The sequence below is a fragment of the Thalassolituus sp. UBA2009 genome (assembly GCF_002335285.1).
GTDB classification, from domain to species: Bacteria; Pseudomonadota; Gammaproteobacteria; order Pseudomonadales; family Oceanobacteraceae; genus Venatoribacter; species Venatoribacter alkanivorans.
In genome coordinates, this window is sequence record NZ_DDCJ01000074.1 from 1 (window position 1) to 8,886 (window position 8,886).

Annotated in this window: 9 protein-coding genes and 1 tRNA gene; 4 read left to right on the forward strand and 6 right to left on the reverse strand. The window is 54.7% G+C overall.

The features are described from left to right. The 4 genes from B3P58_RS09295 to B3P58_RS09310 all read right to left on the reverse strand — a co-directional run. The coding region (locus B3P58_RS09295) for a hypothetical protein (RefSeq protein WP_286717143.1) at window positions 1-329 on the reverse strand (329 nt) is incomplete at its 3' end. A gap of 43 nt (window positions 330-372) precedes the next feature. After that, window positions 373-1,056 (reverse strand): LrgB family protein, encoded by a 684-nt coding sequence (locus B3P58_RS09300; protein WP_286717144.1) that lies wholly within the window; start codon window positions 1,054-1,056, stop codon window positions 373-375. Then, complete coding sequence (locus B3P58_RS09305; protein WP_145467151.1) at window positions 1,053-1,391, reverse strand: CidA/LrgA family protein; 339 nt, start codon at window positions 1,389-1,391, stop codon at window positions 1,053-1,055. The genes B3P58_RS09300 and B3P58_RS09305 overlap by 4 nt, the downstream gene beginning before the upstream one ends. Window positions 1,392-1,410: 19 nt before the next feature. Further along, a tRNA-Leu gene (locus B3P58_RS09310) sits at window positions 1,411-1,495 on the reverse strand. Between the two features lie 115 nt (window positions 1,496-1,610). On the opposite strand from B3P58_RS09310, the gene B3P58_RS09315 reads away from it, so the two are divergent. From B3P58_RS09315 to B3P58_RS09330, 4 genes are all read left to right on the forward strand, one after another. Then, the gene (locus tag B3P58_RS09315; protein WP_145467149.1) at window positions 1,611-2,627 is read left to right on the forward strand and encodes an AI-2E family transporter; all 1,017 of its coding nucleotides are present in this window, start codon (window positions 1,611-1,613) and stop codon (window positions 2,625-2,627) included. A 91-nt stretch (window positions 2,628-2,718) separates the two neighbouring features. Then, the gene (locus B3P58_RS09320; protein WP_145467147.1) at window positions 2,719-3,417 is read left to right on the forward strand and encodes a response regulator; all 699 of its coding nucleotides are present in this window, start codon (window positions 2,719-2,721) and stop codon (window positions 3,415-3,417) included. A gap of 27 nt (window positions 3,418-3,444) precedes the next feature. Further along, a complete protein-coding gene (locus B3P58_RS09325; protein ID WP_286717145.1) occupies window positions 3,445-4,776 on the forward strand; it encodes a HAMP domain-containing sensor histidine kinase in 1,332 nt (443 codons plus the stop codon). 148 nt (window positions 4,777-4,924) lie between these two features. Beyond that, complete coding sequence (locus B3P58_RS09330; RefSeq protein WP_145467143.1) at window positions 4,925-6,187, forward strand: malic enzyme-like NAD(P)-binding protein; 1,263 nt, start codon at window positions 4,925-4,927, stop codon at window positions 6,185-6,187. A 74-nt stretch (window positions 6,188-6,261) separates the two neighbouring features. Here B3P58_RS09330 and B3P58_RS09335 read toward each other — a convergent pair whose 3' ends face one another. Together B3P58_RS09335 and typA are read right to left on the reverse strand one after the other, a co-directional pair. Then, a complete protein-coding gene (locus B3P58_RS09335) occupies window positions 6,262-7,092 on the reverse strand; it encodes a substrate-binding periplasmic protein (RefSeq protein WP_145467140.1) in 831 nt (276 codons plus the stop codon). 90 nt (window positions 7,093-7,182) lie between these two features. Then, window positions 7,183-8,886, reverse strand: a 1,704-nt coding sequence (typA, locus tag B3P58_RS09340; RefSeq protein WP_286717148.1) for a translational GTPase TypA, incomplete at its 5' end; no start/stop codon positions are given.

Sequence of the window (8,886 nt, forward strand, 5' to 3'; positions counted from 1 at the left end):
CGTTGCAGGCCACTGATGCCTTGCGCGTCTTTGGTTACGGCTTCTTTGCTGATATCGGGTTGTGGTGGCAGGCGGATGCTGAGTTTATTGTCATGCAATACGCCGGTCTGCACCGCCAGCCCCTGGCTGCGCAGGTAACCCAGCTCGGCTGCGCCTGGCAGGCTGTCGGAGTTGAGTTTCCATTGTTGCAGGAACCTGCCGGCCAGACGCTCTAACTCATCCTGCTGGTGTTTTACTTCGTGCAGATACAGCAGGAGGCTGGTAACAACTGTGATCATCAGCGTTGACGCCAGCGCGAGCATCCAGAGGTATTTTATGTGGCGGCCCATAGTGCGTCCTTTGCCGAAGTCCCTTAACAATAGATGCTTGTGGTCAGACAATCCAAGGCAATACCAGTGCATGCAGGGTGGCGGTCAGGGTCATGGCCATTGCCGCATAGGCCGATTGCTGTGGTCCTAATTCCAATGCACGACTGGTGCCAATGGCATGGGCGCAGATTCCCAGTGTCAGTCCAACGGCCTGCGGGTCATCCATGCGCAGCAGTTTTAACAGGGACGGAATCATCAGAGCCCCGAGAATTCCGGTGATGATGACAAAGGCTGAGGCCAGAGCGTTGATGCCGCCGACCTGTTCGCTGATGGCCAGCGCCACCGGAGTGGTAATGGATTTTGTGTAGATCGTGCGGGTGATGGCGTCATCACCAATCCAGAAGTGCGCCAGCAACACTGCACAGGCTACGGTTGTGCCGCTGCCCAGAGTTACCGCCAGAACAATGCGCAGCCATTGTTTACGCATGGTATGAATAAACTGATACAGCGGTACCGCCAGCATGACCACCACAGGCCCCAGCATCTGGTTCAGGTAATCACCGCCCTGCATATAAGTCTGATAAGAAACACCGCTTAACTCCAGGCAGGTCACGACCAGTACAACGCCGGTCAGAATCGGCGGAATAAAGGCGTTGTTACCTAGGCGGCGGTAGAGTTGCTGGCCGGCAAGAAAAGACGCAATGGTAAGTGCGGCCCAGAATAACGGCAGACTGAACAGATGTGTCATGAGCCTGATTTACCTCCCTTGCGCATAATCAGCGCACTGACCAGGGCGCCGGGAATCAGGCTGAGCGCAAGAATAACCAGCAGGGCGGGACCATGTTCGGCGAGCAGTTGCTTTTGGGTAATGATGCCAACACTGACCGGAATCAGAAATAAAGGCAGCAGGGGCGACAGCGTCTGGGTGATGCGCTGCAGATTATCCGGCGTTTTGCCGCGCAGTATCAGCGCTAGCAGTAACAGCAGCATACCAACAATGGATGCCGGAACAGGAAGATGCAGCAGTGTTTGTAACAGAGAACCCAGCAGCAGAAAGATCAGCAGGGTAAGGAGGCCGGACATACGTCTGCTCCTGAAAAGTTGGTGCGGAAGGAGAGACTCGAACTCTCACGCCGTGAAGCGCTGGAACCTAAATCCAGTGTGTCTACCAATTTCACCACTTCCGCGATTCAGGGCGCGGATATTATACAACTCGGATGCGCTTGCCAAGTGGCCGGAGCCGCTGGCCCTGAAGGGGGGCGCTCGTGTATGGTGCCTTTTTTTGCATAACAGGGAATGGCTATGCCTTCAGATAATCGTTTGGCCAGTAATATTCTGCTGAGTGCGGCCGCGGTCGTGATCGTGATTGCAGGTATTAAAAGTGCCGCTGCCATGCTGGTACCTTTTTTACTGGCGGTATTTATTGCCATCCTCAGTGCGCCACTGCTGCGCTGGCTGACTAATCACCGAGTCCCCGGCGTTGTGGCGGTGTTGTTGCTGGTTATAGGTTTCCTGTTGCTTGGCACCGTACTGGCTTCTTTTGTCGGCGGTACACTGACGGCATTTTATAAAGATATGCCGCTGTACGAGCAGAAACTGCAGGCGCTGACCAGCCATGGCGTGACCTGGTTGCGCAGCCTTGGCGTGGAAGTGGCTGATAATGTGATCCGCGAATATGTAAATCCCGGCGTAGTGATGAGAACCGTTGCCTCTGTGTTTAATGGCCTGGGCGGCGTGCTGACCAACACTTTCCTGATTCTGTTTACCGTGATCTTTATTCTACTCGAAGCCTCCAGCTTTCCGGCCAAGGTTAAACGCGCCTTCGGGGAAGAAACTCAGGCCTTTGCCCACTTTGAGCGTTTCTCTGAATCGGTGCAGCAATACCTGATGATTAAAACCGTGGTCAGTTTTGGTACCGGCCTGACCGTTGGTCTGCTGCTGGCGCTGATCGGTGTTGATTACTGGGCACTGTGGGCGCTGGTTGCTTTCCTGCTCAACTACATACCTAACATCGGTTCTATTATTGCGGCCGTTCCGGCGGTGCTGATTGCCTTAATTCAGATTGGCCCGGGAGCCGCGTTGCTCACCGCCGGGGTTTATGTGCTGGTCAATACGCTGTTCGGTAATGTGGTTGAGCCGCGTCTGATGGGCCGCTCGCTGGGGCTGTCGACGCTGGTGGTTTTTCTGTCGTTGGTGTTCTGGGGCTGGATTCTCGGGCCGGTGGGAATGCTGCTGTCGATCCCTCTGACCATGGTGGTTAAGATCGCGCTGGAAACCCGGCCGCAGTCGCGCTGGATCGCCACCCTGCTTGATCACTGATCTGTTCAGGGCGCGGTATGAGCAAAGAAGGGTAAAAACACTGCCGGCCACGGGGCTGGCAGCGCTAGACTGGGCGCAACGGAGGATGGTGATGAAATCGATTCTGCTGGTTGATGATGATTACGAACTGGGCGAACTGTTGCAGGAATACCTGTCGATGGAAGGTTTCGCCCTGACCGCTGTGCAGGATGGTGAAACCGGTCTGCAGCGGGCACTGAGCGGCGATTACGATCTGGTGCTGCTGGATGTGATGCTGCCGAAAATGAACGGCTTTGAAGTGCTGAAAAAACTGCGTACCGAGTCTTCCCTGCCGGTAATTATGCTGACCGCCCGTGGCGAAAGCGTGGACCGGGTGCTGGGTCTTGAGCATGGCGCCGATGATTATATTCCCAAGCCTTATCACCACCATGAACTGGTGGCGCGGATTAAGGCTCTTTTCCGCCGTATTGATCTGTCGGCTGAGCAGCCTGGCAAAGGTGCGGTCACCACGCTGAATGTGGGCGAGCTGCAGCTCAATACCACGCGCCGGGTAGTAACTCTGGATGGCGTCGAACTGGCCCTGACCGGTGCCGAATTCGGCGTACTGCATTGCATGATGGAGCACGTTGGTGAGCTGGTGGATAAAGATACGCTGTCGCTGGCGGCGCTGGGTCGTCCGCTGATGGCCTACGATCGCTCTATCGATATGCACGTCAGCAACCTGCGCAAGAAACTGGGCCGCCGCAGCGATGATTCTGACTGGATCAAAACGGTGCGTTCGCGCGGCTATATGCTGGTCAGCCCGGAATAAACTCTCCCCTTTACCACAGGCCTGTGCATGCGCTGGTATCGCTCGCTGTTTTTCAAAATCTTCCTCTGGTTCTGGGGGGTGATCTTCCTTTCCATGTGGGCAGCGGTGCTGACCAACGAATGGATTGAAGACGATTATTTCCGCCCGGCTACTCAGCCTGAAGCCATGCATCTGGTGCATCTGATGGACCGTGAACGGCCGATTGTGGCTGAAGGCCGCAAGCTGTGGCGTAAGATGCGCCCTGGCTGGAATCTGGTGGCGGTGCCGGTGGATATGATCAGTCAGTTGCCCCATGATCTGGAGGAATTTGCCGATGAGGCGGATGAAACTGACCAGATTCTGTGGGGGCAGAATGACGGCTGGCTGATGATCGGGCCGTTGCAGCGTCAGGGTTATCTCTATATCGCCGTTGCCCGTAAAGAATGGCAGAGCGTGCTGAATAACGAAGACCGCTGGCTGGTACCGCTGGCGATTGTTGTTGTGGTTACTTTGTTGTGCTTTGTGCTGGTGTGGAGCCTGACGCGGCCAATTCGTCGGCTGCAGCGCACCGTACGCCAGCTGGCACAGGGTAATTTTGATGTCTCCGGCCTGCGCCGTGATCTGCACCGGCATGATGAAATCGGCATGCTGGCCAGCGAAGTGGTGGATATGGCCGATGCCCTGCAGCGTTTATTGCACAGTCATCAGCAGTTACTGCGTGATGTGTCGCACGAGTTACGTTCGCCATTAACCCGCCTGCAGATTGCCCTTGGTATTGCCCGCAAAAAAGATCAGCACCAGATTCTGGCAGCGGAGCATGACCGGATAGAACGCGCCGTCGGACAGGTCGATGGCCTGGTCGGACAGATTCTTGATCTGGCCCGGCTGCAGCAGACCGACAGCCAGCAGTTGCAGACCGGCCGCCTGGATCTGGGCAGTCAGTTGCAGATCTGGCTGCAGAATGCAGACGTTGAGATCGAAGAAAAACACCTGCAACTGATGGTCGAAGGGCCGGCCGCTTCCCTGACATGTGACTGGGACTGGATGCTGGTCGAGCGGGCTTTTGACAACCTGTTGCGTAATGCCATCCGTTTTGCGCCGCAGGGCTCGGAGCTGTCTGTCGGTGTAACAGTCCGTGCAGAGTATGCGGAATTGTGGGTGCAGGATCAGGGGCCGGGCGTACCTGAAGAAGAACTTCTGCGGATTTTCGATCCTTTTACGCAGGTCGATTCGGCCCGCGATCATGCGGCCGGTGGTTATGGCATCGGGCTGGCGCTGGTGAAGCGCATTGTTGAACTGCATGATGGCAGCGTTCGCGCCGAAAATTGTTCCCCCGGTTTACGTGTGACCATGCAGCTGCCTGTGCAGCCACAAACCTGATCTGGCTCAGTTAAAAAAGAGGGAAGCGCCGGATTAGCTGGAAAAAGCAATAGGTTTTTGGTAGAAAGTACGACCCTTATGCCCCCTGTGTTCTGGACGATGTGGCACAGCTGGCTTTTAAATACAGTGAAGAGACTGGACAAGTACTATGTCACAAGATTTCAAGCAAGCAGCTCTGGATTACCATCAGTTCCCTAAGCCAGGCAAAATCAGTGTCGAACTGACTAAGCCTGCGCAGACTTCACAGGATCTGTCTCTGGCCTACAGCCCTGGTGTGGCAGAGCCGGTCAAGGAGATCGCTGCTGATCCTGAAAACGCCTATAAGTACACCGGTAAGGGTAACCTGGTTGCGGTTATCACTGATGGTACTGCGATTCTGGGTCTGGGTGATCTGGGCCCTCTGGCTTCCAAGCCGGTTATGGAAGGTAAGAGCCTGCTGTTCAAGCGCTTTGCCGGCGTAGACTCCATTGACATCGAAGTTGAGTCTGAAAGCCCGCAGGCCTTTATCGACACCGTTCGCCGTATTGCTATTACCTTCGGTGGTATCAACCTGGAAGACATCAAAGCACCTGAGTGTTTTGAGATCGAACGCACCCTGATCGAACAGTGCGACATCCCGGTATTCCACGATGACCAGCATGGTACTGCGATCGTAACCGTTGCCGGTGCTCTGAACGCTCTGGAAATCGTTGGCAAGAAAGTCGAAGACGCCAAAATGTGCGTACTGGGTGCCGGTGCAGCTGCGATCTCCTGCACCAAGCTGCTGATCCTGGCAGGCATGAAGCCAGAAAACATCTTTATGTGTGACCGTAATGGTGTGATCCACTCCGGTCGTACCGATCTGAATCAGTACAAGCAGGCATTCGCTGTTGAGACTGACAAGCGCACCGTTGATGATGCCCTGAATGGCGCTGATATCTTCCTGGGTCTGTCTGGTCCTAACATGGTGACCGGCGAACAGATCAAAGCAATGGCAGAAAACCCAATCATCTTCGCCTGTGCTAACCCGGTTCCGGAAATCATGCCGGAAATCGTTAAGGAAGTTCGTCCTGATGCCATCATGGCAACCGGTCGTTCCGACTACCCTAACCAGGTAAACAACGTACTGGGCTTCCCATTCATCTTCCGTGGTGCTCTGGACGTACGCGCCAAGCGCATCAACGAAGAGATGAAGCTGGCTGCAGCCAAAGCTCTGGCTGGTCTGGCGAAAGAACCTGTAACTCAGGAAGTTCTGGATGCTTACGGTCTGGAGTCTCTGGAGTTTGGTCGTGAGTACATCATTCCTAAAGCCGTTGATACCCGTCTGCTGGGTGCTGTATCGGCTGCGGTTGCTCAGGCTGCGGTTGATACCGGTGTAGCACGTAAGCCATTCCCGGCTAACTACCCGCTGAAAACTCTGGCTGATATCTGATTGATCAGACCATAGTAAAAAACCCGGCTATGCCGGGTTTTTTTATGCCTGTCGTTTACGTCAATGCTGCAGTGTCAGCGAATTAAGTAATCAGCCAGTAGGCGCTCGTAGCTCTGCAGGATTTTATCCTGCTCGCCGCTGTCGATCAGAATATCCATGCCGATATCAAAGGCATCGCGCAGTTGTTTGCTGTGGAAGGCGGCGTAGTAGTAGGTCGGGGTAAAGAGATCGTGGTACTGGTACGGTTGCTGGTAGACCGGGTTGTTCGGATAGTTGCGACGTAACTGACTGAGGTAATAACGGAAGATCGTCTGCTCGAGAATGATCACATCAGTCTCGCCATTAAACAGTGCCTCAACCTGTTTCTGCTGTTCGGCCAGTTCCCTATAAGCCGGACTGCGTGCAGCTTCTGCGGCAAAATTATCGGGCAGCAGCTGACTGGCGAGGTTAAAAGCAGTGATGCTGTAATTGCCCAGACTGCTGACATCGGTCAGGGATACCTTACGACTGCTCAGGCTGATGGCAATGTTATGGAATACGATCAGTGGCTGGCGGGAAAATAACGCGTTCGGCGACGCGGTTACGCTGGTGATGCAGGCAATATCCAGTTCGCCTTTATTAAAAGCGATAACGTTATTGGTGTTGTTGTCATAGCGTACGTCGATGGTTTTATTCTGCGTTTGCAGTGCCCGGCGCAGGATATCGAGCACAATGCCGCGGTCATTCTGACGAATCACATAGGGTGGGATCGAATTACCACAACCAACGCGTACCGAATCGGCACTCTGTGCACTGGCACTGAGCGGTGTCAGCAAACCGAGGGTAAGTACAGGCAGGCAGTGGGCAAATAAACGCAGAAATAACGGCATACAACGGTGAATCCAGTCCGGCAACAGACTCAGCATAACCGGATTTATACGATTTGCACGTGGTGCCTGAGGATAAAACTGAAGGGAGGGGATGCCGGCTCTGGAGCAGAGCCGGCGGAACGGGCATCAGCCTTTTTTGGCGCGCTTACGTTCGTTTTCGGTCAGGAACTTCTTACGCAGACGGATGCTGGTTGGAGTTACTTCCACCAGTTCGTCGTCTTCGATAAATTCCAGAGCCTGTTCCAGCGTGTGCTTAACCGGCGGTGTCAGGTTGATGGCTTCATCGGTACCTGACGCACGCACGTTGGTCAGCTGCTTGGCCTTGGTAGGGTTAACCACCAGGTCGTTATCGCGGCTGTGCAGACCAACGATCATGCCTTCGTACACTTCCAGACCCGGAGCAACGAACAGACGACCACGTTCCTGCAGGGTAAACAGGGCATAGCCCAGAATCTTACCCGGAACCATGGACACCAGTACGCCGTTGTGACGGGTAGAGGTCAGGCCGGTCTGCACCGGACCGTAATGGTCGAAGATGTTGGTCAGAATGCCGGAACCGGAAGTCATGGTCATAAACAGACCACGGAAACCGATCAGGCCACGGGCTGGCATGATGAACTCAAGACGCACACGGCCTTTGCCATCCGGCACCATGTTGGTCATCTCGGCGCGACGGTTGCCCATCTCTTCCATGATGGAGCCCTGGTGCTCTTCTTCGATGTCGATCACAACCTGTTCGTAAGGCTCCTGGATCTCACCGTCGATTTCTTTCTGCACAACTTCCGGCTTGGAGATACCCATCTCGAAGCCTTCGCGGCGCATGGTTTCAATCAGAACGGACAGGTGCAGTTCACCACGGCCGGAAACTTTGAATTTTTCCGGAGTGTCGCCTGGCTCAACACGCAGAGCCACGTTATGGATCAGTTCTTTTTCCAGACGGTCTTTGATATTACGGCTGGTTACGAACTTACCTTCACGGCCGGCAAACGGAGAATCGTTTACCTGGAAGGTCATGGATACGGTTGGCTCATCAACAGACAGCTGAGGTAAAGCTTCTACTTTAGAAGGATCACACAGAGTGTCGGAAATGCTCAGGCCGTCGATACCGGAAATACAAACGATGTCACCGGCATTGGCTTCAGGGACAGCAACACGCTGCAGACCATGGAAGCCTTTAACTTCCAGCACACGACCCTTACGGGTTTTGCCTTCGGCAGACACGATCTGTACATCGGTACCTGGCTTCAGTTTACCGCGGGCGATACGGCCAACACCGATAACGCCAACATAGCTGTCGTAATCCAGAGCGGAGATCTGCATCTGGAACGGGCCGTCAAGATCAACCGGTGGCGGGGTTACGTGGTCAACGATCATCTGGAACAGAGGTGACATGTCGTCAGCCATGTTGTCAGGATCCAGACCGGCGATACCGTTCAGGGCAGAGGCATATACAACAGGGAAGTCGAGCTGTTCTTCGGTTGCACCGAGACGGTCGAACAGGTCGAACATTTCGTCCATAACCCAGTCCGGACGCGCACCCGGGCGGTCGATTTTGTTGATCACCACGATCGGGCGCAGGCCACGTTCGAAGGCTTTCTGGGTAACGAAGCGGGTCTGTGGCATCGGACCGTCAACGGCGTCTACCAGCAGGCAGACGGAGTCAACCATCGACATAACCCGTTCCACTTCACCACCGAAGTCGGCGTGTCCTGGGGTGTCAACGATGTTGATGCGGTAGTCGTTCCATTTAATAGCGGTATTCTTCGCCAGAATGGTAATACCACGCTCTTTTTCCTGGTCGTTGGAGTCCATGACCCGCTCGCCGCCCTG

What these genes read in the sequence shown, in the direction of transcription:
- B3P58_RS09300 (WP_286717144.1), bottom strand. Translation starts at nt 1,056, where the DNA reads ATGACACATCTGTTCAGTCTGCCGTTATTCTGGGCCGCACTTACCATT.
- B3P58_RS09305 (WP_145467151.1), bottom strand. Translation starts at nt 1,391, where the DNA reads ATGTCCGGCCTCCTTACCCTGCTGATCTTTCTGCTGCTGGGTTCTCTG.
- B3P58_RS09315 (WP_145467149.1), top strand. Translation starts at nt 1,611, where the DNA reads ATGCCTTCAGATAATCGTTTGGCCAGTAATATTCTGCTGAGTGCGGCC.
- B3P58_RS09320 (WP_145467147.1), top strand. Translation starts at nt 2,719, where the DNA reads ATGAAATCGATTCTGCTGGTTGATGATGATTACGAACTGGGCGAACTG.
- B3P58_RS09325 (WP_286717145.1), top strand. Translation starts at nt 3,445, where the DNA reads ATGCGCTGGTATCGCTCGCTGTTTTTCAAAATCTTCCTCTGGTTCTGG.
- B3P58_RS09330 (WP_145467143.1), top strand. Translation starts at nt 4,925, where the DNA reads ATGTCACAAGATTTCAAGCAAGCAGCTCTGGATTACCATCAGTTCCCT.
- B3P58_RS09335 (WP_145467140.1), bottom strand. Translation starts at nt 7,092, where the DNA reads ATGCTGAGTCTGTTGCCGGACTGGATTCACCGTTGTATGCCGTTATTT.